26 protein-coding genes are annotated in these 25315 nt (G+C 53.6%); 1 reads left to right on the forward strand and 25 read right to left on the reverse strand.

From position 1 onward, the window contains the following. Positions 1–19 precede the first annotated feature (19 nt). The 21 genes from NST69_RS19130 to NST69_RS19230 form a co-directional block, all read right to left on the reverse strand. Entirely contained in the window at positions 20–1228 is a 1209-nt protein-coding gene (locus NST69_RS19130; protein WP_342546902.1) for an acetate kinase, read from the reverse strand. Beyond that, positions 1225–2097, reverse strand: coding sequence for a 3-hydroxyacyl-CoA dehydrogenase NAD-binding domain-containing protein (locus tag NST69_RS19135; RefSeq protein ID WP_036698052.1), 873 nt, complete (start codon positions 2095–2097; stop codon positions 1225–1227). The genes NST69_RS19130 and NST69_RS19135 overlap by 4 nt, the downstream gene beginning before the upstream one ends. 132 nt (positions 2098–2229) lie before the next feature. Further along, on the reverse strand, positions 2230–3732 hold the full coding sequence (locus NST69_RS19140) for an AAA family ATPase (RefSeq protein WP_342546905.1): 1503 nt from the start codon (positions 3730–3732) through the stop codon (positions 2230–2232). Beyond that, on the reverse strand, positions 3725–4267 hold the full coding sequence (locus NST69_RS19145; RefSeq protein ID WP_036727226.1) for a hypothetical protein: 543 nt from the start codon (positions 4265–4267) through the stop codon (positions 3725–3727). The genes NST69_RS19140 and NST69_RS19145 overlap by 8 nt, the downstream gene beginning before the upstream one ends. A gap of 225 nt (positions 4268–4492) precedes the next feature. After that, complete coding sequence (locus NST69_RS19150; protein ID WP_342550194.1) at positions 4493–4660, reverse strand: aminoglycoside adenylyltransferase domain-containing protein; 168 nt, start codon at positions 4658–4660, stop codon at positions 4493–4495. Positions 4661–4971: 311 nt separating this feature from the next. Next, complete coding sequence (locus tag NST69_RS19155; protein ID WP_076079203.1) at positions 4972–5493, reverse strand: DUF5590 domain-containing protein; 522 nt, start codon at positions 5491–5493, stop codon at positions 4972–4974. Between the two features lie 29 nt (positions 5494–5522). After that, a complete protein-coding gene (locus tag NST69_RS19160) occupies positions 5523–6824 on the reverse strand; it encodes an amidohydrolase (protein WP_342546908.1) in 1302 nt (433 codons plus the stop codon). Further along, positions 6814–7464, reverse strand: a complete 651-nt coding sequence (locus NST69_RS19165) for a redox-sensing transcriptional repressor Rex (RefSeq protein ID WP_036698060.1) — start codon at positions 7462–7464, stop codon at positions 6814–6816. The genes NST69_RS19160 and NST69_RS19165 overlap by 11 nt, the downstream gene beginning before the upstream one ends. Positions 7465–7613: 149 nt before the next feature. Further along, a complete protein-coding gene (dinG, locus tag NST69_RS19170) occupies positions 7614–10475 on the reverse strand; it encodes an ATP-dependent DNA helicase DinG (RefSeq protein WP_342546909.1) in 2862 nt (953 codons plus the stop codon). Positions 10476–10590: 115 nt separating this feature from the next. Continuing rightward, complete coding sequence (locus NST69_RS19175; protein ID WP_036727236.1) at positions 10591–11229, reverse strand: hypothetical protein; 639 nt, start codon at positions 11227–11229, stop codon at positions 10591–10593. A gap of 114 nt (positions 11230–11343) precedes the next feature. After that, positions 11344–11727 (reverse strand): aspartate 1-decarboxylase, encoded by a 384-nt coding sequence (gene panD / locus NST69_RS19180; RefSeq protein WP_036727238.1) that lies wholly within the window; start codon positions 11725–11727, stop codon positions 11344–11346. Beyond that, positions 11720–12610 carry a pantoate--beta-alanine ligase gene (panC, locus tag NST69_RS19185; RefSeq protein ID WP_342546910.1) on the reverse strand — a complete coding sequence of 297 codons (891 nt, stop codon included), beginning with the start codon at positions 12608–12610 and terminating at the stop codon, positions 11720–11722. The genes panD and panC overlap by 8 nt, the downstream gene beginning before the upstream one ends. 1 nt (position 12611) lies before the next feature. Beyond that, positions 12612–13478, reverse strand: a complete 867-nt coding sequence (gene panB / locus NST69_RS19190) for a 3-methyl-2-oxobutanoate hydroxymethyltransferase (protein WP_342546912.1) — start codon at positions 13476–13478, stop codon at positions 12612–12614. Between the two features lie 977 nt (positions 13479–14455). Further along, positions 14456–15256: a biotin--[acetyl-CoA-carboxylase] ligase gene (locus NST69_RS19195; RefSeq protein WP_342546913.1), complete on the reverse strand. Its 801-nt coding sequence runs from the start codon at positions 15254–15256 to the stop codon at positions 14456–14458. After that, positions 15249–16730, reverse strand: a complete 1482-nt coding sequence (locus NST69_RS19200; RefSeq protein ID WP_342546915.1) for a CCA tRNA nucleotidyltransferase — start codon at positions 16728–16730, stop codon at positions 15249–15251. Before NST69_RS19200 ends, NST69_RS19195 begins: the two co-directional genes overlap by 8 nt. A gap of 10 nt (positions 16731–16740) precedes the next feature. Next, positions 16741–17898: an N-acetyl-alpha-D-glucosaminyl L-malate synthase BshA gene (bshA, locus tag NST69_RS19205; RefSeq protein ID WP_036727254.1), complete on the reverse strand. Its 1158-nt coding sequence runs from the start codon at positions 17896–17898 to the stop codon at positions 16741–16743. 95 nt (positions 17899–17993) lie between these two features. Beyond that, positions 17994–18698: a bacillithiol biosynthesis deacetylase BshB1 gene (gene bshB1 / locus NST69_RS19210; protein WP_342546917.1), complete on the reverse strand. Its 705-nt coding sequence runs from the start codon at positions 18696–18698 to the stop codon at positions 17994–17996. After that, on the reverse strand, positions 18695–19120 hold the full coding sequence (mgsA, locus tag NST69_RS19215) for a methylglyoxal synthase (RefSeq protein ID WP_036727258.1): 426 nt from the start codon (positions 19118–19120) through the stop codon (positions 18695–18697). Before mgsA ends, bshB1 begins: the two co-directional genes overlap by 4 nt. Positions 19121–19137: 17 nt before the next feature. Then, a complete protein-coding gene (dapB, locus tag NST69_RS19220; protein ID WP_036727259.1) occupies positions 19138–19941 on the reverse strand; it encodes a 4-hydroxy-tetrahydrodipicolinate reductase in 804 nt (267 codons plus the stop codon). A gap of 32 nt (positions 19942–19973) precedes the next feature. Next, positions 19974–20495 carry a tetratricopeptide repeat protein gene (locus tag NST69_RS19225; protein ID WP_036727261.1) on the reverse strand — a complete coding sequence of 174 codons (522 nt, stop codon included), beginning with the start codon at positions 20493–20495 and terminating at the stop codon, positions 19974–19976. A 59-nt stretch (positions 20496–20554) separates the two neighbouring features. Next, positions 20555–20884 carry a nucleotide pyrophosphohydrolase gene (locus NST69_RS19230; protein ID WP_036698080.1) on the reverse strand — a complete coding sequence of 110 codons (330 nt, stop codon included), beginning with the start codon at positions 20882–20884 and terminating at the stop codon, positions 20555–20557. Positions 20885–21051: 167 nt separating this feature from the next. Here NST69_RS19230 and NST69_RS19235 point away from each other — a divergent pair, with 167 nt between their 5' ends. Then, positions 21052–21924 carry a YitT family protein gene (locus NST69_RS19235; protein ID WP_200869567.1) on the forward strand — a complete coding sequence of 291 codons (873 nt, stop codon included), beginning with the start codon at positions 21052–21054 and terminating at the stop codon, positions 21922–21924. Between the two features lie 91 nt (positions 21925–22015). Here NST69_RS19235 and NST69_RS19240 read toward each other — a convergent pair whose 3' ends face one another. The 4 genes from NST69_RS19240 to NST69_RS19255 form a co-directional block, all read right to left on the reverse strand. Beyond that, positions 22016–22915: a sporulation protein YpjB gene (locus tag NST69_RS19240; RefSeq protein WP_051478163.1), complete on the reverse strand. Its 900-nt coding sequence runs from the start codon at positions 22913–22915 to the stop codon at positions 22016–22018. A gap of 55 nt (positions 22916–22970) precedes the next feature. After that, entirely contained in the window at positions 22971–23618 is a 648-nt protein-coding gene (locus NST69_RS19245; RefSeq protein WP_209869957.1) for a DUF1405 domain-containing protein, read from the reverse strand. Positions 23619–23739: 121 nt separating this feature from the next. Continuing rightward, the gene (locus tag NST69_RS19250) at positions 23740–24615 is read right to left on the reverse strand and encodes a menaquinol-cytochrome c reductase cytochrome b/c subunit (RefSeq protein WP_036727265.1); all 876 of its coding nucleotides are present in this window, start codon (positions 24613–24615) and stop codon (positions 23740–23742) included. Positions 24616–24638: 23 nt separating this feature from the next. Further along, on the reverse strand, positions 24639–25310 hold the full coding sequence (locus tag NST69_RS19255) for a cytochrome b6 (RefSeq protein WP_036727267.1): 672 nt from the start codon (positions 25308–25310) through the stop codon (positions 24639–24641). Positions 25311–25315 lie beyond the last annotated feature (5 nt).

A 25315-nucleotide genomic window follows, 5' to 3' on the forward strand; every position in this document is an offset into this window, starting at 1 on the left:
CTGTAATCTCTCCTCTAATTTAGCTGTTAATTCCTTGCACAATACGATAGGTATCACGTGCAATCACCAGCTCTTCGTTCGTTGGAACCACAAGTACCTGTACCTTGGAGCTTGCAGTAGAGATACGGCGCGGATCGCCCGAACGAGCCTTGTTGGCTTCAGCGTCCAGCTCAATACCCAGATAGGACAGGTTGCGCAGGACCTTCTCGCGAAGCAACGACGCATTCTCCCCTACACCGGCAGTGAAGACGATAACGTCTGCACCGTTAAGTGCTGCGGTGTAAGCCCCGATGTATTTGCGGAGACGGTATTCGTACATTTCGAAGGCCAGCGAAGCATTCGGCTCGCCCTTCTCGTATCCTTCGATAATTTCCCGCATGTCACTGCTGATCCCGGAGATCGCCAGCATACCGCTGTGCTTATTAAGCATAGAGTTGACTTCACCATGAGTCAATTCTTCCTTGTTCATGACGTAAGGAACAATAGCAGGGTCGATGTCACCGCTGCGTGTACCCATCATCAGACCTTCAAGCGGAGTCATCCCCATCGAAGTATCTACAGAGATACCGCCATCTATAGCCGTGAGGCTGGCACCGTTACCGATGTGGCAGGTAATGATCTTCAGCTCTTCCAGCGGACGTCCGACAAACTCAGCCGCAGCCTTGCTTACATAATCATGGGAAGTCCCATGGAAGCCGTAACGGCGGATCTTGTATTTGCTGTACAGTACTCTTGGAATAGCGTACAAATATGCTTTCTCAGGCATTGTGGAATGGAAGGCCGTGTCGAAAATAACGGTCTGCGGCACACCCGGCATATTGCTCTCAGCAGCCAGAATACCAAGCAGCGCGGCAGGGTTATGCAGCGGAGCCAGGTCGAACAGACGGCGGATTTCGGACTTGGCTTCCGTAGTAACAAGTGCGGATTCCTTAAAGCTCTCTCCTCCGTGTACTACGCGGTGGCCTACAGCATTAATCTCGTTAATGGATGCAATGACTCCGTGTTCCTTGTCAGTCAGATTCGCCAGAACCTTGCGGATCGCTGTAGTGTGCTCCAGAATTTCGCTAACCTCGGTAACTTCCTGTTTGCCGGTTGGTTTGTGGGTCAGAATGGAGGAATCCATACCGATACGCTCAACCAGACCTTTGGCAAGTACGGATTCATCCGTCATGTCATAGAGCTGATATTTCAAAGAAGAACTGCCTGCGTTAATTACTAATACTTTCATATCCGGTCACCATCCTTGTCATACTTGAAGAAGCCTTCGCCCGATTTCGCACCCAGTTGTCCTGCACGCACCATCTTCTTGAGAATGGTCGAAGGACGGTACTTGAGCTCGCCGTATTCACGGAACATGTTCTCCAGTGCGGCAAGAACGGAATCCAGACCGAAGCGGTCTGCCATTTCAAGCGGCCCGTTCTGGAACTGGTAGCCGATGCGCATAGCGTCATCAATATCTTCAGGAGAGGCAACCCCTTCCTGGAGCACATGCATAGCCTCGTTAATGAACAGGCAAATGAGGCGTGAAGATACAAATCCGGGGGATTCGTAGATCATAACGCCTTTTTTCTCAACAATCTCATCGACAAAGGCTTTGGTATCTTCAAATGTGCTGTCCGAGGTTTTCAGACCGCGCACGATTTCAACCAGATCCACTTTACCTACAGGGTGTATGAAGTGCATGCCGATAACGCGTTCCGGATACATTGTAGAGCTTGCAAGCTCAGTCAAGCTAAGCGTTGACGTATTGCTGGCAAGAATAATGTGGCTCGGACACACCTGATCGAGCTGATTGAATACCTTTTGCTTAGCTTCCAGATCTTCAACGATGGTCTCAATGACCATATCGCAGGAGCTCAGTTCAGCGAAGTGTGTAACCTTCTGGATACGGGCCAGGATGAGCTTCTTCTCCGCCTGGGTAATCGCCCATTTCTCCAGCTGCTTGTCGAGACTGGTCTCGATCATTTCGTAGGAGTAGTTCAGCCGTTCTGCAGTTTTTTCCACCAGCATGACATCCAGGCCTTTGGCTGCCAGCATTTCAGCAATCCCTTGTCCCATTGTGCCTCCGCCGATGACACCGATCTTCTTAAAATTCATGTAAAAGTCTCCATCCTTTCAGGTATCTATACTTCTGTATTGTACCTTGTCTGTCGAAAAAAATAAGTAGCCCGACATATAATGATATCTTAGCATGTCTGAAAAGTAAAAAAAAATAACCGGCATAAAGAATTATGCCGGTAAAAGGACACTGTCACGAAATTGACAACGAAATTGCTCTCCGGAGAGGACTTCTTCCTTCATTAAAATGTCAAGGGAGTAATCAAATATATTTCTCTGCTTGTCCAGCAGGTCATTTGTGCGGATCATAAGATCATCCAGTATTTTACTGTTTTCCTTCATTAATTCTTCGGTGGTAACCATTTGCAGATTCGCAATACCCAGCGAAGTGAGCCCTGACTTCATCATGGTCTCCACGATATTCAGTGCCTGATCGAAGTCTCCACGGGAACCGGTACTGCGTCCGCCGTAATACATCTCTTCGGCAGCCGCTCCTCCAAGAGCAATCATGATCTGGTTCTCCAGGTAATCCTTCGTGTACAGATACTGCTCGGTCTGCGGATTATGCCGGACATACCCTAGAGCCTGACCGCGCGGGGTCAGTGTGACCTGGCTAACGCTTCCGGGACGCAGCAGTTCAGCCATAATAGCATGTCCAAGCTCATGGATCGCTACCCGCTTCTTCTCTTCATGGTTGGTCTCACGGTCGGTCTTCTCACCCATCATGACCTTGTCGATCGCCATCGACAGATGACGCTGCTCTACCAGGGTCAGATTCTCGCGCATCATGTAGATCGCGGCTTCGTTCATCACGCTCTCCAGCTGAGCACCCGAGAAGCCGTAAGCTTCTTCGGCGATTTTATCCAGATCCACGGTATCATGCAGCGGCTTGTTCTTGGCATGCAGGTCGAGAATCGACTTGCGGCCCTTCTTGTCAGGCATATCCACCTGAATATGGCGGTCAAAACGCCCCGGGCGCAGCAGCGCAGAATCAAGCATCTCCTTGCGGTTCGTTGCGGCTACCAGCAGGATGCGCGGGGTATCGTTGTTATAAATTCCGTCCATCTCCGTCAGCAGCTGATTGAGGGTCTGATCATATTCGCGCTGTTGTCCGCCTTCGCGCTTCCCGCCGATGACGTCGATTTCATCAATGAAAATAATGGCGCTTTGCTTATTCTCCTTGAGTGCGCGTGTGCGGGCATCCTTGAACAAATCGCGTACGCGTCCCGCACCCACACCGACATACATCTCAACGAATTCACTACCCGAGGCAGCTACAAACACGGAGCCCGTATAATGCGCCGCAGCCTTGGCCATCAGCGTCTTTCCTGTTCCAGGAGGACCTGTAAGCAGAATCCCCTTGAGCGGGCGAATCCCGAACTTGCTGATTTCTTCATGCCGGATCAGGAAGTCCAGCGCTTCACGCAGCTCCTGCTTGGCATTGTCCTGTCCGCCGATCTCTTCAAAGGTCAGCTTGGAGGGGCCGTTCTTCTTACGCTTCTTATCTGCACCTGCATTGACGGTCAGACCGCCGCGGGCATGGGCAATGAACAGGAGCGCGGCCACCATACCCATCGCTATGATTACAGGGAAGATATTAATCCCCACAAAAGCCATAAAAATCAGCATGACCGGAATGAATCCAGCTACAACCTCTTTCCAGTACTTAGGCATTGTTCCACACTCCCATCTTGGCTGCTGCACGCGGCAGAATGATAAATTTGCTCTCTGTGCCGTTGCTCAGGCTTACATATACATTATTGTCGTCAATCTCTGTGGTAGCTGTAACCCCGCTGTACTTGCTCTCCTGCTCCTTCAATCCGTCCAGCTTGGCTGGTATCAATGTATACTTCCGGCTCTCCATCGCTTCTGCTACAGAGAACATCGCTTTATCCCAATACTCATCCAGCAGTTCACTCGGCTTCTGTTCCACATCCAGCTTCAGGGTCCGTCCGTCAATAGCAGTGCTGCCTTCTCTTGATACATACTGCACCAGTTCACGTAATTTCGTGCCCGGCTGCAAATCCAGTTTCAAAGTGACCTCATTGCGTTTAATAGTAATATGGGAATCCTTCACTCCCTCGTAGGATGATACCAGCTTCTGCAGCGGCTCCTGCACCGCGAATGTACGGTAAGAATACCAGCCACCAAACAATAATGCAGCAGACAGCAGAGACGTTAGCAGTACAGGCACAAGACGAAGTTTCAAGAAACGTCCTCCTCTCAATAATGACCGAGCATAACTCTATAATAAAGACCAGCCAGCGTGTCTAGCGCCCATCCGAGACTGACATGCTCTTAAGCATGTCTTAGTACAAGTAGTAGTATATCATAGGTGTATATACGATTTTACATAAAGTTGTGAATATATTTAAAATTTTTGATACTAATTTCTGGATGTTTCAATAGATAATCATTTTAGACCGGCCAACTGTTACTCCAGATTACGCTTGATTTCAGCCATCATATATTCTGCAAAATCAGTTAATTCGCGCGGTTCATAGCCTTCGGCGACTGCCGCACCGCAATATTCCTTCAGACACTGTCTAAGCAAGCCGTGATAGACTTCCGGCAACTGCTGCAGCCCCCACTCCCTGGTGATTTCTTAATATGCAAAATCCGCCGCCAGATCAGCATCCTCAAAGCCGCCGCACACATAATTCTCATCAGTTCTGTACCGCTCTAAATGCGCTTCCGAATGACGATCAGCAGATCAATTTCGCTTTAATCATCCAAATGTGCTAAAATTTCCTATTTCATCTTCCTCGACATATATGTAGGTTAGCGCTAGCAGACGAGGTATACACTCCGTATATCAATTGATGTATCTCAAACTTTTCAACATGATGGATAAAAAAACGGAGGAACAGATAATCTGTCCCCCCGTTTTTATTCTGCCGCTCACCGCTTAGCTTAACGGTTCGGCAGGCTGTACCCCTCACCGATGGCGCTGCCATCCTTGAAGCGGTAGAAGTTGTAATAGAATCGCCCGTCTTTTTTGTAAAATAGCTGCCAGGCATATTCCCCGTTGTATACACCGGGCAGCAGCCGTTCGATCGTAATATCCGGCAGCTGGGCGGCTATGATTCCGCGCATTTTCTCTTCTGAGGTGCCATTGCTCAGTTCCTCAGCATACAGGTCGTTGTCGCCTCCGGCAGGCTTGCCCTCCAAGGTGAAACGGACCCACACCATCAGCTCGGTCCCTGCTTCATTTTTACCGGTCAGCACCCAATAGATCTCATTCTCATTCCAGACAGATTTCTGAGCCTTGGTTACCTCTGTTAGTCCGGCACGCGCCCGGGCCAGCTCCTTGGCCTCACTCCGCTCGTTCCACTGGTCCTTCATAATGTAGGCATAGAACTGGCTTAGTCCGAACAGAAGGAGCAGCACCACGGTAATCCCCAGCCAGATCCATTTTCTCCTCTTCTTCTTCACCACGCTGCTTCCTTTCCCGTTCCCCTGAATTACCGTTTAAGCAGGCTCTCGAACGTCTCCTGTGCTTTGCGGCGGATGGCTTCTTCATCAAGTGTCAGGCATTGTCCATGCTTCACAACCTGCTGGCCGTTCACCCATACATGCTCCACATCCTTGGCACTTGCCGAATATACGGCATGGGAGAGCAGATCGGTATGCGGCAGCAGATGAGGCTGGTCAATATCAAGTGCGATGAAGTCGGCCTTCATTCCTGCTGCAAGCCGGCCTACCCCGCTTAGGAAAATAGACTGAGCCCCATACTCCGTAGCCATCAGAAGCGCCTCAGGAGCCGGTACCGCTGTAGGATCACCGCTTACACCCTTGTGGATCAGAGCCGCCAGCCTCATCTCTTCGAACATATCCAGATTATTGTTACTTGCCGCTCCGTCTGTACCCAGGGAAACCTTAACCCCGGCTCGCAGCAGCTCAGGAACACGCGCAACACCACTCGCCAGCTTAAGGTTACTGCCGGGGTTATGCGACACGCCAACGTTATAGCGGGCCAGAATCCCAATCTCTTCATCATTCAGATGAACCCCGTGGGCAATGAGCGAAGGACGGGTGAACATCCCGAGCTTCTCCAGATGCGCGACCGGACGCAGGCCGTAGTCGGCCACGTTCTGTTCCACTTCATGGCGCGTCTCGGACATATGGGTGTGCATTGGCAGGTCCAGATCATGGGCAGCCTGCACAAACTTCATGAAAAACTCTGGAGGACAGGTGTACGGGGCGTGCGGTGAGAGCATGGACGTAATTCTGCCGTCAGCCTTGCCGTGCCAGTTACGGGCAAAAGCAATCGCCTCAGCGAGCTTCGCTTGCTGTACCTCTTCCGGGCACAGCCCAATTACGCCGCGCATTAACACCGCACGAATACCGGACTGCTCGGTCACTTCCGCTACCCGGTCCATATGATCATACATATCGAGGAAGGTGGTTGTGCCGCCCTTCAGCATCTCCAGCACGGACAACGAGGTTCCCCAATATACATCATCACCAGTGAATTTCTCTTCCATCGGCCACATCTTCTCCTGCAGCCAAGTCTGAAGCACCATATCGTCGCCGTACCCGCGCAGCAGTGACATTGCAGTATGACCATGGGTATTGACCAGACCAGGCATGAACAGCAGACGGCTGCCGTCTACGACCTGTGCGCCATCCTCCACTACCGGCTCAGCTTCACCTATGTAAGTAATCAAATCATTCTCCAGGGTCATGTACCCGCTCAGTACCGGCTTGTCACTGCCCGGAACCAGGAAGTGCCCATTCTTGATTATCGTGATCTTACTGCTCATCTTCAGCCTCATCCTTTCCATCATGCAGATAATAGGCCAAGCTCTGCAGATCTGTGGTGAAATCTGCGGCATGAATCCGGATATTGGCAGGCGTCTTGAGAATAACCGGTGCGAAGTTCAGAATCGCCTCGATACCGGAATCGACAAGAATATCAGCTACGTTCTGGGCTTCGCTGTCGGGCACGGTAATAATCCCGATCCGGATGCCCTGCGAGCGGATTGTACTGCTTAGCTCCTCCATCGGCTGCACAACCAGCGAGTTGATCTGCTGGCCCACCTTCGGCGGGTAGGCATCGAAGATGGCAGTAATCTTCATCGTATCCTTCAAGTAAGCGTTGTAGTTAGACAAGGCATGACCGAGATTACCGGCTCCAACCAGTGCAACATTAATTTGCTGGTCAAGCTTCAGGATATGGCGGATCTTCTCAATCAGATAAGATACATCATAGCCGATGCCTTTTCTGCCAAAATCACCGAAATAAGCCAAATCCTTGCGGATCTGGGCGGGATTCAGATCAAGCTTCTGGCCCAGCTCCTGAGAAGAGACTGTGGAGATTTCACGTTTTTGGAGATCGTTCAGGAAACGCAGGTACACTGGGAGCCTGCGCACGACGGCCTCCGATATTTTATCCGATTTCATGTATTCTCCTCCTTAAAAGTTTTGTTAGCCTACACTTCATTCCGTACAATTATAGCAACCGTGCCCCGCCGCCTGCCGGAGTGGCAGGACAGGCGGGAACGGATCTTCAGGATAATCATGACTTATTAATAATAGCAATAGCAGATGAATTAGGAAACCCCGCCGTCATCCAGCCATTCGGCAATTCTCGGGACCATCTGCTCGGTGAGCATATGCTCCATCTTGGGACCGGGGAGCGAGTACAGGAAGTACTTTCCGTAATGCGATTCAATGACTCTGGTATCGTACACAATTACGATGCCCCGGTCCTGCGCCGTGCGGACCAGCCGCCCGAAGCCCTGCTTGAAGCGGATGACAGCCTGCGGCACGGACAGCTTCATGAACGGATTCTTCTTCTGTGCCTGAAGCAGCTCTGACTTCGCTTCTGCCAGCGGGTGATTCGGCGGCTGGAACGGCAGTCTGACAATCGCCAGGCAGGTCAATGCTTCTCCCGGGATATCCACCCCTTCCCAGAAGCTGCTGGTACCCAGCAAGACCGAAGCCGGGCTGTCCTGGAAGCGGCGGATCAGCTTGCTCCGGCTGCCGCCTTCCACACCTTGTCCGAGCACCGCGATATCCTGTGAGGCAAGTGCCTCCTTCAGCGGTTCATACACCTGACGCAGCATCTTGTAGGAGGTGAACAGCACCAGCATCCGTCCCCGTGTAGTTACAGCTGTCTCGGCAAGGGAGTGCACGAGGGTGTCCACAAAGCGGGCATCCCCAATACTCCCCTTGACGCTCGGGAAGTCCCGGGGGATGACCAGGAGAGCCTGCTCACGATACTTGAATGGCGACGGAAGCAGTGCAGTCATCAGACGCCGCTGCTCTGCAGCCTCGCCAAGCCCCAGGTTATCAATCATGAACTGGAAGGATTTATCCACGGATAAGGTGGCCGAGGTCAGGATAATGCTCTTCTTCTTATCGAAGAACAGCTCCCTGAGCTGGGTGCTGACATCTACAGGAACAGCATACATTTGCAGCGACTTGCCCTTATAATTACCGCTTCCCTCCAGCCAATACACGATATTCTCATCGTTCAGACTCATGAAGAAGCGGATCTGCTCTCTAATGGATGCCAGATCCTTGAATAACCCGCCGATATCGGTCACAAGACTGTCTGAGGAGGATTGGCTGTCCGTGTCTCGCATCTCACTGAGCATTTTGTCGCCCTTGCGGATGATATCGCTCAGACTGAGGTTCAGTGTATTCTCAAGGGCAGCCAGCTCCTCCCAATCCTTCGGCTTCTTGCCCGGCTGCAGGCGTGCCACCAGCTGGCCTGCTTCACCGGCCCCGGCATCGCTGCGCTCAGGCAGCAGGCTGAAGAGCCGGTCGCTGAGCGCATCCCAGGACTCCTTCACCGTCAGCAGATCGGGATAGATCCGGTCGATCACGCCGCTCCATTCGGAAGCCTGCTCACTGCCCGAAGACTGCAGACTCTGGCGGAGGGCAGGCAGCTGCCCGCTCCGGCTATCCTTATAGAGTCGGGTGAGGGTATGGGCGAATGTGAAATATTTCATCTGCATGCCAAGATGCTTGCCGGCAATATCCTCCAGATGATGGGCTTCATCAATTACAAGATGGTCGTAAGCCGGAAGAAGCTGATGCCCGGCTTTGACATCTGCGAACAGCTTGGAGTGATTGGTGACTACCACATCGGAGATCCCGGCTTCATGCTTGGCCCGGTGGTAATAGCATTTGCGGAACCAGGGACAGGCGCGTCCCAGGCAGGAGTCAGTATCACTGGCTACAGTCTCCCAGAAATCGCCGCCCCGTCCGCTTAAGTTAAGCTCCTCATCATCGCCGGTCGTCGTCTGAGTCAGCCAAACGAGCATTTGCGCAGCGGTGAGCGCTTCTTCCCTTGGACTCGTAAAGTCCTTTTTGTTCATTCGATGTTCGAACTTGCGCAGACACAAATAGTGCCCTCTTCCCTTAAAGATGGAGGCCTTGAACGGGAACGGCACAACGCTGGTTAAGAGCGGAATATCCCGCTCCCGCAGCTGGTCCTGAAGGTTAATGGTATGCGTGCTGACCATCACCTTCTGATCACTTTTCACACTATGGTAGATGGCCGGAAGCAGATAACCCAGCGATTTACCGGTGCCTGTTCCCGCTTCAATCAGCAGATGCTTGTCCTGCTCAAGCGCTGTAATGACCTCATGGATCATCAGCTCCTGGGCTTCTCGGCTCTCATACTGGGGAAGAACAGCCTTCAGCCGCTTGGTTACCTCATCCATATATTCTTCAAAGGTAATATTATCCAGAGGATTGACGCTTCCTTCTTCCCGTGGCGTAGCCAGCTCTGCCCAGTCCCCCACAGCCAGCGCTAGCTGGCGGTAGAAGCTCAGCTCACCTTCCGGCTGAAAGGTCTCCATCTCCCGCTCCCGCAGCAGCCCGTCGAAATACCAGGCCAGATCACTGTCTTCGTCCGCGAACAGCTCATTCAGCCGCTGAATCGTCAGCAGCGGCAGACTCTGCAGCTCTTCCAGACATTTGAGCAGCACAATAGCCGTGGCAAGCGCATCACTGTCCGCCTGATGGGGACGTTCATGCGTAATGCCGAAGTGGCTGCTTACCGCGCCAAGCTGATAGGTGCTCAGCGAAGGAAAGCATATTTTGAGAAAATCGATCGTATCCAGAATCCGCCCCTGAAACGGCAGGTAGCCGCAGCGGTCCAGCGCATTCTGCAAAAAATGAAAATCAAACGCGACATTGTGTCCGACGAGGACTACATCATCCAGCAGCGGTACCAGCTCCATCATCATCTCATCGAGCTCCGGCGCATCCTGTACATCGCTGTCTGTAATTCCGGTCAGGCCCGTAATAAAAGGAGGAATTGGCGCTCCGGGCTTGACATAGGAACCATACACCCGGGAGATCGTCCCGTCTTCTTCTATAATGGCAAGGCCAACCTGGATGATCTCTCCCACAGATTGGGTTCCCGTAGTTTCAAAATCAAGCACGGCAAATTTCATTATAAGTTCTATTCCCTTTCACTTGAGACTCTTTATCAGCATAACAGAAGTTACGAAAAAAGGCGATGCACACCCCGGGAAGTGGGGCGCATCGCCTAAAGAAACCGAGGATAAATTATAAAAGCGAAACCAGCTGATGGCCAAACTCCAGCTTCCCGCCCCGTCTGCGGCACACCTCCAGATTCACGTTCGGCTCCGGCAGATCAGGATCATGCAGCAGCGACAGGCTGAACAGCTCACTGGCTTCATTGAAGCGTTCCTGGGAAGCCCGGATACAGCCCAGCGCATTATAGATCATCGCCTTCAGCTTCACCTCACGGATCAGGCCCAGCATGTGATTCAGATGTCCCCAGGCGGTATCTCCTTCTCCCTCCTGCAGATAAGCCATGGCCAGATACAGGCGGGCAGCGAGGCTGTCCGGGTACTGTGCCGTAACCTCCCTGAACTGTTCAATGCACTTGCGGTACATCAGCAGCTTATAATAGCCCTGGCCCCTGACAAAAGCATCCATCCCAAGCTCAGGGGCCTCCTCTTCCGGCAGCTCCTCCGGCTGAACCTGAAAATCCGCCTGTTCCCGGAACTCGCTTAGCTTCTCGGCGAAGACCAGCCATTCGTCCATTACATTATCACTGATGCGGTGGAGCATATTATACTTGGATAAAAGATCGCTTCGGCGGGCACCCTCCGCAGTAGGATAGTCGGCTTTGATCTCCTGGAGCATCTTGTTCATCTCAGCAAATAAATGTTGAAACACCGGACATCCCACCCTTACTGATAATGAAGTCAGCTTAAGCTTGCCTTACTTCATTATCAGCAAGTACAGGGGTCTTCATCCCTGCCATTGATTACATGGCTCAAAGCTCAGAATTCAGGCAATCGTCGCGTGAATCTCATGATCCGCCAGCTTCACCGGCTTGTTTCCCGCATCAACGAACACTACAGTCGGCTTGTGCGCCGCCAGCTCCTCGGAGGACATGACAGCGTAGGATATAATAATCACTGTATCGCCAGGCTGTACCAGACGCGCCGCTGCCCCGTTCAGACAAATGACGCCGCTGCCGCGCGGACCTGGAATGACATAAGTCTCCAGACGGGAACCGTTATTATTGTCCACGATCTGCACCTTCTCGTTCTCCAGCAGGTCTGCGGCTTCCATCAGATCTTCATCAATGGTAATGCTGCCCACATAATTGAGATTGGCTTCAGTGACCGTTGCCCGGTGGATTTTGGATTTCATCATATGTCTAAACAAGAGCGTGTGCCTCCTTAGGAATAAATACATTATTATCAATCAGACGGGTTCTGCCGAACTTCACAGCCAGAGCCATTATAACCTCTCCGCCCGCATCCGTCAGCCTGCTGCCGCCTTCCAGCTCTTCCAGATCAGGGAAGGTTAGAATCTCCGCATAATCAATGACCGCAAGCGGCGATTCAGAAATGACCGAGACCAGCAGAGCCCGTGCTTCATCTACGGTACGAATGCTGCCCTCTTCCATAGCCTGGCGCACCTCGCGCAGGGAACGAGACAATACCAGCGCCTGTCTGCGCTCCTCGCTGCTCAGATAGACATTGCGGGAGCTAAGCGCCAGCCCGTCTTCCTCGCGCACAATAGGACAGGCGATAATGTCCACGTTCATGTTAAGGTCAGACACCATCCGGCGGAGAACCGCTACCTGTTGGGCATCCTTCAGTCCGAAGAAGGCGTAATCCGGCTGCACGATATGAAACAGCTTGCTGACCACAGTAGTTACTCCGTCAAAATGTCCCGGACGCGAAGCGCCGCAGAGCTGCGACGTAAGCGAGGAGACCGATACGCCTGTACGGATCGGCTGCGGATACATCTCTTCTACACTTGGTATGAACACCAGGTCCGCACCTTCACGTTCAGCCAGCGCCAGATCACGCTGCTCATCCCGCGGATAGGAAGCAAAATCCTCATTCGGGCCAAATTGCAGCGGATTGACAAAAATACTCATCACCACCGTGCCGCTCTTCTCCCCTGCCTTACGCAGCAGACTGGCATGTCCTTCATGCAAATATCCCATGGTAGGCACAAAACCAACAGGGCCATGGCCCCCTTGACGCATATATTCGAGCGCTTCGCGAAGTTCAGCAATCGTTCGGATCACTCTCATTTTATTTCACTCCTTTGCCGGCATTGCCGTATAAAGATTCCAAAACGGTCTCATCCGCGCGAAACACATGCTCTTCCGCAGGGAACGAGCGGTCCTTCACTTCCTGTACGTAGCTGGTGATGCCTTCACGGATCAGGGAGCCTACATCGGCGTAGGTTTTGACGAACTTTTTCTCCCGGTAAGGTGAGGCATACCGCAGGACATCATGGAAAACCAGAACCTGTCCGTCACAGTAACGCCCGGCACCGATGCCGATGGTCGGTATGCTGACAGCCTTGGAGATGGCTTCTGCCACTTCCTCCGTGACCAGCTCCAGTACAATACCGAATGCCCCGGCTGCTTCCAGTGCCTTCGCTTCGTCCATCAGCCGCTGCGCATCCTTGGCATCCTTCCCCTGAATTCGGTAGCCGCCGATCATATTGACCGACTGCGGAGTCAGGCCGATATGGCCGAGCACCGGAACTCCGGCTGCTACTACAGCCGACACTGCGGAGCAGATCTCAAGACCGCCTTCCATTTTGACCGCATGGGCCTGGCCTTCCTGCATCAGTCTTCGCACACCGCGCAAGGTCTCATCCACGCTTCCGTGGTAGGTCATGAACGGCATATCAGCCACTATAAAAGTATTAGGCGCCCCGCGCTTCACCGACCGGGTATGGTAGACCATATCCTCTATGGTAACCGGCAGCGTGGTGTCATAACCAAGCACGACATTTCCCAGGGAATCACCGACCAGAATCAGGTCGATTCCGGCTTCTTCCGCCAGCAAGGCTGAAGGGTAGTCATACGCGGTCAGCATGCTCAGGGGCACCCCGTCCGTTTTCATTTTTTTCATTTTGATAATATTCAGTGCGTGTTTGTCTGCCATGTCGCTCTCATTCCCCTTTTCCATAAAATACGCGGTATCCGCGCAAACAAAAAAACCCTTTAGCATGGTCCGCTAAAAAGGTCCGAAGGGCAAAAAAGAGTCACTCGCGATCGTCCCTTCTGTCTCGGTCCTTACGGCTCAGAGCAGAATCCAACGTAACCGTTACATCCAGTTATGAAGGTACATCCGGTAAATAGGTGTCCTATTAAAGATACAATTGCGTGAGTACAGCTCGCCATGCGATGCCGCCTCATGAGGACAGTATACCAAAAAAACACAAAAATAAACACCTTAAAATATGACATGGCCGCTCCCGTGGTCGTGAGGAGCGGCCTTGTTGACAATTTTCGAACTATATAAATTGCAAAATAATTTCAGAATGTGATGGTTGTGACTCCAGAGAAGTTTTGGGCTTCCGGCCGCTGTTGTCCCCAGATTCCCTGATTTAAACCGCTGTTCGCGGTAGAAATCCGGTGACTAGCTTATGCTTACGATGCGAGCTTTCCTACGGAAAGCTTTCAGGCGGACGCTACCGCTCCTACAGCTCCAAAATTCCCCTCCGCCACTTTTCCCTATCTGTTTAAACATTCTAAAATCCTCTAAAATGCGGCAGTTCCAGCCACCTAGTAGTTCATCAGATCTATACGTATGAGAAATACTTTAACTAATGGCTTGCTGAGGGTTTACCTCACCCTGATTAAGGTGCACGGAGTAGTCTTAGTTGTAATTTGTACAACTAAATCGCCGGATGTGCTGCCGAATCTCTGTTTAGTTGTATTTCCTGCAATTAAAATGCCTCTATTTCTGGATTTTCGCCAATCCGAGCAAATTTAGTTGTACAGACTACAATTAGAAGAGGAAGTCTACCCGTTCCACTGTTTTTAGTTGTACAGAATACACTTATCCCTATTTTTTCGCTACGAACGTAGCTTCATCCCTTTATGGAATGAAATCACTTGTTCAATTCTGATGGTCTACTAGATCATTTCAATTTCTCCGGACAGTACGCTCACTACCTCACCCGATTCGTTACGCAGCAGCAGCCCGCCGTTATCGCTCAGTCCGACAGCAGTGGCTTCGGTGCGGCCTTGGGGAGTATTCACGTATACCTGACGCCCCAGTGTCACCGACATGGACTCCCACAGCTCCTTCACGGGCTGGAAGCCTTGCTCCATATATACATGATACAAATATTCGAGTTCCTCCAGCACGGCTTCCGCAAGCCTCTTGCGGTCTACAGGAATGCCCCCGCCTTCGATCAGCAGCGATGTACCAATTCCCCGTAGCTCCTCCGGGTAGTCTTCCTCCGTCAGATTGGCAGCAATGCCGATACCGGCGATGCAATAATGCAGTCCGCCTTCGCGAAGCGAGGATTCCAGCAGGATTCCGCAGATTTTGCGGCCGCCGGCCAGCAGGTCATTCGGCCACTTGATGCCGGCCGGCACTCCGGTAACCTCACGGATGGCTGTGCATACAGCCACTCCGGCCAGCAGCGTCAGCTGCGGAGTCAAGGCCAGCGGCAGAGCTGGACGAAGCACCAGGCTCATCCAGATTCCTTTGCCGTGGGGGGAGTGCCATTTACGGCCCATCCGCCCGCGCCCGCCGGTCTGCGCTTCGGCCATGACCGTTGTTCCCTCCGGGGCGCCGTCCTCGGCGAGTAGTTTGGCTTCCTCCTGTGTGGAACCGACAGTATCCAGCCGCTGAATGCCTTTGGCCCAGCCGGGAACGAACGCCTCCCGCTTCAACACACCGGAATGCTGCGCATGACCGCTATTCATCTCTATCCATCCTTTGCGCTGCTTGCAGCAGTAATTGGTTGTCATTGGCAAGGTCACCTGCCGCGACAGCCAGAAGAAGCTGGTTCAGCAATACGCCCAGCCACGGGCCGGGACGCTTCTCCAGCGCCGCTGTCACCTCATGGCCGCTCACCGCCAGCTCAGCGAGCGTACGGATCGGCATCTCTGCGGTCCAGGACCGCAGGAGTCTGGTGGTTACAGGGGGGATTGAGCTTGCCATTGTAGGCGCGTCAGGGACGCCTGCCGATCTGGCGGGTGCGCCAGCATCTCTGGCAGGGGCGTCCTCCGCCGTGGCGGGTGCGCCAGCATCTGCGGCAGGGACGTCCTCCGTCGTGGCGGGTGCGACCGCGGCAGTGGCAGAGACGCCTGCGGCCGGGCCGCGCGCACCTGCGCCAACAGCGGACGCGGCGTCAGGCCCCGCCGCCTCAAGCAGCGTCAGCCACCCTTCGGCGGCTGACTGGCCATGGCCCAGCACGGCGGCGATCCACCGCCGCCGCAGCCGCTCCCCGGCGCCGGAAGCCTCCGGCCGCGCCGAGGACAATGCCGCGTCCCATGCTTCGCGGACGCGGAGCACGGCGACGATGCCAGTGCGCGTCGCCCCCGGGAACGTCCATGCCCGCAGGAGCTCATCGGCGCACTGCGCCGACGATCCCAGGGCATGCAGCAGGAGCGCCCAGCGCAGGCGGGCGCTCTCCAGGTTCCCGAGACCGGCGAGGCGGGCGGCGGCAGCCGCCAGGTCCCGGCCGGTCCAGGGGAACGGCGCTTTGCCGCGCGGCAGCAGGCCGCTGCGCAGCAGGAGCCCCAACCCGCGCTGCGGGTGCGGGCCTTCCAGGATGCGCTCCACCTCGGCGCGCACCCGCTCCACAGCAATATGCGCCAGCTTGTCACGCTGGCGCAGCAGACCGCGCCAGGTATTCTTCGCAATCGCGAAATCCAGCACGGAAGCAAAACGTACGCAGCGCAGCATCCGCAGCGCATCCTCCTCGAAGCGTTCCTCCGCTTCGCCTACACAGCGGATCACGCGGAGCTTGAGATCCCGCTCCCCCCCGAAAGGGTCAATCCGCCCGCCGTCAAGGCCGCAGCAGATGGCGTTGATCGTGAAGTCACGGCGGCGGAGATCCTCCCGCACATCCCTGACGAATACGACATGCTCCGGACGCCGGTGATCGGCATAGCCGCTCTCCGTCCGGTAGGTCGTAACTTCCAGGCTGTAGCCCTCCTGCAGCACAGTGATCGTGCCATGCGCCAGTCCGGTAGGGACGCAGCGCGGAAACAGGGACATCACCTCCTCCGGCAGTGCGGAGGTAGTGATGTCTATATCATGCACCGGACGGCCCAGCAGCTCATCGCGCAGGCAGCCGCCGACGAAATAAGCTTCATGGCCGCCTGCCACTAGGCCTGCAACAACTGTCCCGGCGGCTTCAGCCATACCGGGTGGTGCCATTCTCCATTCCATATCGTACTCCTTACCCCAGAATCGGGTCTAATCCGGATACCTTGCGCCCGAGCACACGGTAATAAATATCTTCATATTGATTGGTGATCATATCTCTGCTGAAATCATTGCAGGACCGCTCCAGGCATGCGCGCCGGAAGCTCTCAGCCATCGCCTCATCCGAGAGCAGCCGGACGGCATATTCTGCCATCGATTCCGTATCGCCGACTGGCGCAAGGAATCCGGTCTTGCCATGCTGAATCAGCTCCGGAATCCCACCGGCCTGCGAGCCAATGGTCGGAACGCCGCAGGCCATCGCTTCCAGGGCGACCAGCCCGAAGCTCTCCTTCTCAGAAGGCAGCAGCAGCAGGTCCGCCAGCGAGATCACCTGGGCAATCTCGTCCTGCTTACCCAGGAAACGGACATGATCGTCGAGGCCCATCTCGCTGATCTTGGCTTGAATCTTAGGCAGGTCAGGGCCTTCGCCGACCAGCAGCAGCTTGGAAGGCACCTGCCGGTTCACCTTGGCGAACACATCCACCACATCACTCACCCGCTTGACCGGGCGGAAATTGCTGATATGCATCAGAATCTTCTCATCCGGGGCCGCGAAGTCGCCGCGCAGATCCGTTACATCCCGGGGATAATAGACACGCTTATCTACGAAATTATAAGTCAGATCAATTTCACGCGTAATATCAAGCGCCTTGCGGGTCTCCTTGATCAGATCACGGGAGACTGCGGTCACCGCATCACTCTCGTTAATGCCCAGCCGGATCAGATCCTTCAGGGATTCATCCTGGCCCAACACTGTAATATCCGTACCATGCAGCGTGGTAACCACTTTGATATCATTACCAAGGATCTGCTTGGCCAGAAAAGCACATACCGCATGCGGAACTGCATAATGCACATGGAACAGGTCCAGATTTTGCATTTTGGCTACCTGCGCCATCTTGGTCGCCAGCGCCAGATCATATGGCGGATAGCGGAATACATAATAATCGTTAACCTCTACCTCATGGTAAAAGATATTTTTCTGAAACGTTCCCAGCCGAAACGGGATGCTGTGTGTGATAAAGTGAACCTCATGGCCTTTTTCAGCCAATAGTTTGCCCAGTTCAGTTGCCACCACGCCCGAGCCGCCTAGAGAAGGATAACAAGTGATGCCTATCTTTAGCCGCTCCATAGCTCCGCCCCTTCAATTTTAACTTAAGTCTATTACTTCAAGTAACGATATGAATTAATTATAGTTGTTTTCCGGGCGTTGTCGAGTGGCAACCTCTATTTGCGGGCAGCATCGAACAAATCTACGGTATACGGAACCTTGCCGACGAACCCTTCGGCATAAGGAATGAGCCTCCGCTGACCGAGCAGCATGTCTCTGGAACGGACGCGTTCGATATACCCTTCCGTCAATGGCGTTGCAACGGCATCTTCACCCGGAGCGAGTCCAAATTGGGAACGGTAGCAGGACAATGCCTGCTCCTTCAGCGGATACTGCGCAGTCACATCTACGATTAGATCCGTCCGTCCAAGATCATTAATAAAGTAGAAATATAATTCAGGCTCGGGGATAGCGGGCTTGTCCGGCATATATTTGCGCAGCTTGGCATTAAATACCGCTTCCTCCACCAGCTTACTGCAGGCAATATGATCAGGATGGCGGTCTTCCCAGTAAGGGGCAAAAACCATAGACGGGGCATAGCGGCGGATTTCCGCTGTTACTGCCGCCAAATGGCCCTCTGTCATAGACAGGCCACGGTCAGGCAGCCCCAGATTCGTCCGCACCGCAGCGCCCAGCACTGCGGCAGCCTGCTGTGCTTCCTGTTCCCGCAGCTCCACCGTGCCGTTCGAGGACATCTCTGCCCGGGTCAGATCGCACATTCCTACCTTGAAGCCGGCAGCAGTATGCTTGGCAATTGTCCCTGCCATGCCGATCTCGGCATCATCTGCATGCGCGCCGAATACCAGAATGTCAAGCTTCATGACTCGTCCACACCCGGCTTGTATTTATGTACCAGCTCACGCCAGCCGAAATCTCCCCGGTCAATAGCCTTCACCAGAATTTCTGCTGTAGCAATATTCGTAGCCACCGGAATCCCGTACACATCGCACAGACGTAGCAGCGCTGTAATATCCGGTTCATGCGGCTGGGCCATCAGCGGGTCACGCAGGAAAATAATTAAATCTAGCTCATCCGTAGCCACCATCGAGCCGATCTGCTGGTCGCCGCCAAGCGGCCCCGACATGTAACGGTGAATGGAGAGCTTGGTCACTTCCATGATACGCTGGCCCGTGGTTCCGGTGGAGAATAATTTATGCCCTTCAAAAACATGCTCATAAGCAGTTACGAAATTAACCATTTCATCTTTTTTGCGGTCATGTGCGATAAAAGCAATTTTCAACATTCTGTTTCTCTCCCCGTCTATTCTATAAAATGCTCAAAGCCGTAAATCAAGCCGGTATAGCCCATCACCTTTTGAATCCCGAGCTTGACTCCAGGCATATAACCCGCGCGCTCATAAGAGTCATGACGGATCTTGAGCGACTGTCCGAACCCGCCGAATACAACCTCCTCCTGGGCAAAAACACCCGGAAGACGCACGCTGTGAATACGGAAGCCGTTATAATACCCGCCGCGTGAGCCTTCAATAATCTCTTCTTCCTCCGGATGTCCCTGGCGGAGCTCCTGCCGCGCCTCAGAGATCATCTCTGCCGTCTTAATCGCTGTTCCTGACGGAGCATCCAGCTTCTGGTCTCCATGATATTCGATAATTTCGAGATGAGGGAAATACTTTGCGGCCTGGGCAGCAAATTTCATCAGCAGAATCGCACCGATGGAGAAGTTAGGCGCAATCAGTCCGCCGATTCCCTGCTCCTGGCATTGCTTGTCCAGCCCGGCGATCTGCTCCGGCGTGAAGCCGGTGGTACCGATAACCGGACGGACGCCGTATTTGACCGCCAGCGCAGTATTGCTATATGCAGAGTGTGGAAGCGTAAAATCAACCATTACATCCGCCTCTGTATCTGCAAGCGCAGTCTCTAGATCCGGAGTCACAAGTACACCGCAATCCTCAAGGCCAACCAGCCGTCCGGCATCTCTGCCATGTGCAGAGCGGTCAACCGCTGCTGCCAGCTCGAGTTCATCATCCTGCAATACCAGCTTCACAACCTCTTTGCCCATTCTGCCTCCGGCTCCGGAAACAATAATCCTGATCTTGTCACTCAAATGAATTCTCCCCGCTTTCCCTGGCTCTGTTATTATTGTATATAGTGTTGCAGCGATTTCTGCAGATCCTTCATCAGCAGACGCAGTCCGCTGTCATCCGGGTGCAGCGACATAACTTCTTTCAATACCGCAATCGCCTGCAGATGTTCATTCATCCGGCTGTGCGCAATTGCCAGCCATACATAAGCATCCCCGTAGAGAGGGTCAAGCGATACAGCTTCCTTAAGCAGCGTAATCGGATGGTACGGATTCACACTGTCCGCTGCGTCATCCTCCAGCAGCCGCTTTGCTTCCTGCACAAGCTTAAGAGCCTGCAGATGCTGAAGATGCAGCTGATACTCCGGTTTGGTTCCATCCAGTCTGCGTGCGGCTACAGCATGTTCAAGCGCTTTGTCCAGCATGCCGCTGCGGGCATAGGTAATAGCGCAGCGGTATCTGACTTCCGCATCATCGGGACTTGCGGCAATGGCCGCCTCGAACAAGGTGATGGCCTCAGCAAAGTCACTGCGGAGTATTGAGCGGTAGGCCGCTTTTACATAATCATTATGGTCCATATCCTCACCATCCTTACGGCTAAATCCCGTTCGTTTGGTACAGCATATGTAGCATAGGCCTAATCGGTGTTTTTGGGCGTCCAGCGCCCGGCATCACGTGTATTGAATTTGTGCATAACCTTATTATGAGCCTCAGTTAAGTCGATACCGAGTGAATTGGCGAAACAAACGGTAATGAAGAGAATGTCGCCCAGCTCCAGCTCAATCGAATTATCAGCTTCATCCGCTTTTTTCGGCTTCTCGCCGAATTGATGGTTGACTTCGCGCGCCAGCTCCCCGACTTCCTCGGACATCCGGGCCAGCATCGACAGCGGACTGAAGTAGCCTTCTTTAAACTGTGAGATATAGGCATCTACCTCACGCTGAATGTCACCAAGACTTTTATCCATAAATTGCCCTTTCACCCCCGTGTGTTCTTGCCTTCTGTTTGCCCCTATGTTATCGTAAAGACGTTTTGAAGACAAATCTTTTTTGCAATGCCGCCTGGAGCTTGTGTGCTCTCCGGGGGGATCATTACATATAAATTGCCCATTTAGAGGCGTAGGCGAGGGATGTTATGAGTTCAACCATTAAAATCAGCACAGTCAGCAAAACAGTGGCCCCCATCATGCTGGGCACGGCCATCTACGCATTCGGACTCCTGTATTTCATTATTCCCAACCAGCTGATGGAGGGCGGAGTTACCGGGATTACCATCCTGCTCAATTACGCCTTTAACATCCCTATCTTCTTAACCACACTGCTGCTGAACCTTCCGCTCTTTCTGCTCGGCTGGAAGGTGCTCGGGGCGAATCAGATCGTCTATACCGGACTCGGCATCGGCTCCCTGTCTTTTTTCCTCTGGTTATTTGAACGGATGATTAAGGCAGGCTGGATTGTAACGTTCAGTACAGAGCATGATTTTATTCTTGCTTCATTATATGCAGGGGTAACCCTTGGTCTGGGCTTGGGGATTGTCTTCCGCTTCGGGGGCACCACCGGGGGTGTAGATATTGTGGCACGGATACTCGGACGCAAGTTCGGCTGGAGCATGGGACAGATTATTCTGGCCGTGGATATCATCATTATCGGGGCTTCCCTGCTCTACATTCCCCGCGAAAAAATACTGTATACGCTCGTGGCAGTCTTCATCGCCTCACGCGTCATTGATTTCATCCAGGAAGGAGCCTACGCCGCCAAAGCCTTCACCATCATCAGCGACGAGGCTCCGCAGATTGCCGAGCTGATCACCGTAGAAATGGATCGCGGCGTTACCTTAATCCCGGCGATCGGCGCTTATTCCAAGCAGGCGAAGCATATGGTCTATTGCGTGGTCTCCAGACAGGAGATCCGCCGGCTAAGCCTGCTGGTGAAGTCGGTGGATCCTAAAGCCTTCGTCATTATCAGTGAGGTTCACGACGTTCACGGGGAAGGCTTCCGGGAGACCTGAACTATACACACATAAGGGCGGACCCCACAAGCCGGCAATGGCTGCTTGTGGGGTCCGCCCTCTTTGTATCCTCTGTTGCCGCCGCTCAAGCCTACACGGGTTTTAGATTCTGCTTCTGGCCGCGGTACTTACGGTAAGCCGTATACACGAGCACCGTAAGGATGAACGCGCCTGCCAGCAGGGCCCAGCCCCCGTATTGCTGCGGAGCCAGCGGCAGAGACAGGACCGGCTCGCTGCGGTCCTTGCCGAACATCACTCTTGCTGCATCCTGCCCATAGGATACAATCTCCAGCAGGCGGGCCCGTTCCACGGGCTGCTCCGAGCCTGCCACCCCTCCTGCGTAAGACATCCAGGAATCAAAGGTGCTCACCGCCTCAGCAGGCCGGGAGATGATCACCGCAGGCCGGATATTCGCATACCGGCTCTGAAGTCTTGCCAGGGCCGCTGTCCAGCTCTTCAGATCATTCGCGGCAGCGCTTTGCTCCATATCGTTCAGATCCTCACGGACCAGCTTATAGTACTGCAGCCACATGGGCTGGCGGGGGTGATTCAGGCTGTTAGCGGCAAGCCGCAGCTTCGCCGCTGCCGCTTCCCATCTCTCCGGGGACGGCTGGGCCGCAGCCAGTGCCGACTTCATGTCCAGGATCACAGAGGATAGTGCATTGACCCCCTCCACTGAGGTCATCCCTTCAAAGGACGAAGAGATGAAGATCTGCGAGACCTCCTCTGCCTCCTGGCGGGCCTTCAGCACATCGCCTTCAAGCACATAGCCGTATAGAGCTTCTGCAGCCTGCTCCAGCCGCTGTGCTCCGCTTCTGGCCGTGAGAGCAGCGGGATCACTGGGTACACTTCCGGCTGCTTCTATGTAAGCCGTACTTCCCTGGTCTGCAGCAGCATCCCCTGCTTCAGCCTGAACGCGGCCTCCGCTGATACCGGCCAGCAGCCAGCACAGCAGAATTCCTGACAGTATGAATACTTTTCTGCGCGGCATAAGACATCCCTCCCACCTTAATGTATGGCGGAAGGACAAGAGTTAGAACAGAGGCTCAGTGCTTCATGGCAGTGCTGTCCGGTAGTGCCGGACGCCTTGTCCGGCCGCAGAACAGCCAGGCAGCAGCCGTACTGAACAGTGTAAGCCCCATGGTGAGGTACTGAACAGCGATAAGATCATCATCAAGCACAGAAGGCAGCCATGGATACACGCCTTGTGAATAATCCACTATATCATTAGCGAATGTCCACGCAAGCGCCACAGGCAGCATTCTCCGGAAGGTGAAGAACCGGGCATAGATCAGAGCTTCCACAGCCATTCCGGTATGGGAGATCATCAGCATCCAGTCCTTCCAGGTGATGGAATCTCCCTGATAACCGCCGGCCACAATGATGCTGACCGCCCATATTCCGTACTTCACAGAGGTTAGGACTGCCAGCGCTTCAATCAGCTCACGTATCAGCGTCCCTGCAAGCCCTCTTGGCGGATACAGCAGCAGCAGTAATGCAGCCGTGAAAAACAGACTGGCCGTAGGGCTGTCAGGAACGAACGGCAGTAGCCAGAGCGGTTCAGTCTGCGCCGTGAACGTGAGCTGGTTGCCATACCACATATATCCGTAGACCGTTCCGAGCAGATTCACGATAAACAGCAGCCATATTATTCTCCGGTCCCTAAATAATTTCTCAAACCAATGACCCGGCATACAAACTACTTCCCCCCGACTGTAGCAGCTTCATTTCAATACAACACTGATTTCATTACAACTCTTATGACATAACAAAGACCTGAGCGCATACACGATCAGGTCCTGCGTTACTGTTATTTTACTGTCCGCTTTTTTGTTTGGCAAGCCAGCCGGCCAGCTCATCGATATCCTGCTCGGTCAGCCCTGCTCCCATAGCCGTCTCCACCATTGGCGGCATCTGACCCTTACCTTCTTTTATAATAGTAAGAATCGCCGCCTTATCATGCTTATCGCCTACACCCCGAAGCGAAGGAAAACTGCCGGAGCCCTTCATATCTACCGCATGGCAGGTTATACAGGTTGCTTGCTTATAGAGTGCCATCGCCGGATCATCCTTGTCCACAATGGCAATATCCTTCGGCTTGACGGCACTTGTGGTTGGCAAGCCCGCCGCCCTGTTCTCGGCCGCTTTCTCCTCGCGCTGTACATCCTCTGGAATCTGGCCGGTTTCAGCCATCTCATGCTTGTATTCTGTCCAGGCTGTGTTGGTCAAATAGACGATTGCTGCGAGGGACAGGAACATCAGCGAGGACGCAATCGGTCTGCGGTAGAACCGCCGCTCGGGGCCGGTATCTAGGAAAGGCGCCAGCAGCAGCGCCCCGAAGGCCACCCCAGTCACACCAAGCGTTCCCAGCACGATATAGTCACCTGATGCATAAGGAAGCTTCAAATACTGATAGAGGAAGAGAAAATACCAGTCGGGAATCGGAATTACCGTTGCTGCCGGATTGGCAGGGAACCCTAGCGGAGCCGGCTCTGAGATGGTCAGAACCAGAATTCCCACCAACACCACTACACCAACCATCCATTCCTTGAGCAGAAAGTTAGGGATAAAGGCTTCCGATTTGCCCGGATACGCCGTATAATCCGGCGGGGTAATGAATCCGTTTCCTCTGCGGACCCGGGAATCCCCGACGAATATCACCTTCTCTTTGGAGTCGTCTCCGTGTGCCATGACCGTGCCTCCTATACGTTATTTTACAGCGGACCGGATATGCCTTGTCTGCGGATCATAATGAAGTGCCCGACAAGCAGTATAAGCAGAACCGCCGGGAGGAAGAATACATGTAAGGCGAAGAACCGGGTCAGCGTCTCGGCGCCGGCAATACTGCCGCCCTGCATCAGCTCCTTGAGCACCGGTCCCATGAACGGAACCGAATTGGCGATCTCGAGCGTAACCTTGGTGGCGAAGTACGCCTTATTGTCCCATGGAAGCAGGTAACCGGTAAGTCCCAGTCCCAGCATGACAAAGAAAATCAGCATCCCCACTACCCAGTTCATCTCGCGCGGAGCCTTATACGAACCGGTGAAGAACACACGCATCGTATGAAGGAACATCATGACAATGACGAGACTCGCGCCCCAGTGGTGCATGCCGCGGACGATTTTACCGAAGGCGACCTTGGTCTGCAGATATTCTACGCTGGCGTAGGCATTAATGATATCCGGGACATAATACATGGTCAGAAACATTCCTGAGAGTATCTGGATTACAGTGATGAAGAAGGTTAGTCCGCCGAAGCAGTACACAAAGGCTGAAAAGTGGTGTGCGGGATTGACATGCTCGGGGACCTCGTGGTCGGCAACATCTCTCCAGATCGGTGTAATATCCAGACGTTCGTCAATCCAGTTATATACGTTTTTGAACACGCCGT

Source organism: Paenibacillus sp. FSL P2-0089, assembly GCF_038595095.1.
In the GTDB taxonomy this organism is placed as follows: Bacteria; Bacillota; Bacilli; order Paenibacillales; family Paenibacillaceae; genus Paenibacillus_AQ; species Paenibacillus_AQ silagei.

Bases quoted from the DNA above. Each gene is read 5' to 3' on its own strand.
- NST69_RS19130 (WP_342546902.1), bottom strand. From the start codon at position 1,228: ATGAAAGTATTAGTAATTAACGCAGGCAGTTCTTCTTTGAAATATCAG.
- NST69_RS19135 (WP_036698052.1), bottom strand. From the start codon at position 2,097: ATGAATTTTAAGAAGATCGGTGTCATCGGCGGAGGCACAATGGGACAA.
- NST69_RS19140 (WP_342546905.1), bottom strand. From the start codon at position 3,732: ATGCCTAAGTACTGGAAAGAGGTTGTAGCTGGATTCATTCCGGTCATG.
- NST69_RS19160 (WP_342546908.1), bottom strand. From the start codon at position 6,824: ATGAGCAGTAAGATCACGATAATCAAGAATGGGCACTTCCTGGTTCCG.
- NST69_RS19165 (WP_036698060.1), bottom strand. From the start codon at position 7,464: ATGAAATCGGATAAAATATCGGAGGCCGTCGTGCGCAGGCTCCCAGTG.
- dinG (WP_342546909.1), bottom strand. From the start codon at position 10,475: ATGAAATTTGCCGTGCTTGATTTTGAAACTACGGGAACCCAATCTGTG.
- panC (WP_342546910.1), bottom strand. From the start codon at position 12,610: ATGAGAGTGATCCGAACGATTGCTGAACTTCGCGAAGCGCTCGAATAT.
- panB (WP_342546912.1), bottom strand. From the start codon at position 13,478: ATGGCAGACAAACACGCACTGAATATTATCAAAATGAAAAAAATGAAA.
- NST69_RS19195 (WP_342546913.1), bottom strand. From the start codon at position 15,256: ATGAATAGCGGTCATGCGCAGCATTCCGGTGTGTTGAAGCGGGAGGCG.
- NST69_RS19200 (WP_342546915.1), bottom strand. From the start codon at position 16,730: ATGGAATGGAGAATGGCACCACCCGGTATGGCTGAAGCCGCCGGGACA.
- bshA (WP_036727254.1), bottom strand. From the start codon at position 17,898: ATGGAGCGGCTAAAGATAGGCATCACTTGTTATCCTTCTCTAGGCGGC.
- bshB1 (WP_342546917.1), bottom strand. From the start codon at position 18,698: ATGAAGCTTGACATTCTGGTATTCGGCGCGCATGCAGATGATGCCGAG.
- mgsA (WP_036727258.1), bottom strand. From the start codon at position 19,120: ATGTTGAAAATTGCTTTTATCGCACATGACCGCAAAAAAGATGAAATG.
- NST69_RS19225 (WP_036727261.1), bottom strand. From the start codon at position 20,495: ATGGACCATAATGATTATGTAAAAGCGGCCTACCGCTCAATACTCCGC.
- NST69_RS19230 (WP_036698080.1), bottom strand. From the start codon at position 20,884: ATGGATAAAAGTCTTGGTGACATTCAGCGTGAGGTAGATGCCTATATC.
- NST69_RS19235 (WP_200869567.1), top strand. From the start codon at position 21,052: ATGAGTTCAACCATTAAAATCAGCACAGTCAGCAAAACAGTGGCCCCC.
- NST69_RS19240 (WP_051478163.1), bottom strand. From the start codon at position 22,915: ATGCCGCGCAGAAAAGTATTCATACTGTCAGGAATTCTGCTGTGCTGG.
- NST69_RS19245 (WP_209869957.1), bottom strand. From the start codon at position 23,618: ATGCCGGGTCATTGGTTTGAGAAATTATTTAGGGACCGGAGAATAATA.
- NST69_RS19250 (WP_036727265.1), bottom strand. From the start codon at position 24,615: ATGGCACACGGAGACGACTCCAAAGAGAAGGTGATATTCGTCGGGGAT.